Origin of the sequence: Bradyrhizobium macuxiense (assembly GCF_001542415.1) — a bacterium.
Taxonomy (GTDB): domain Bacteria; phylum Pseudomonadota; class Alphaproteobacteria; order Rhizobiales; family Xanthobacteraceae; genus Bradyrhizobium; species Bradyrhizobium macuxiense.
Window position 1 is genome coordinate 61,336 of sequence record NZ_LNCU01000013.1, and the last position, 229, is coordinate 61,564.

At 74.7% G+C, this 229-nt stretch carries 1 pseudogene; it reads right to left on the reverse strand.

Going from position 1 to position 229, the window contains the following annotated elements:
- Positions 1 to 229 (reverse strand): annotated as a pseudogene (locus AS156_RS42670) (hypothetical protein); the annotation flags it as partial.

A 229-nucleotide genomic window follows, 5' to 3' on the forward strand; every position in this document is an offset into this window, starting at 1 on the left:
GGCAACCTCGACGGCGGGCGCCTGCGCAGGTGCAGCTTCTGCGACCGGCGTTTCGACCGGAGCTGCGGGTTCCGGGGACGTCTCGGCGACGGCCGGCGTCTCCTCGACGACGGGCGCGAAGCCGACATCGGGCAGCAGCGCGGCCGATGGCGCGGGATCGCCGGAAACCGGCTGATCTGCAGCGGCGTCCGCCTCGGCGCTGGCCTCGGCCGGCGTATCAGCAGCAGCC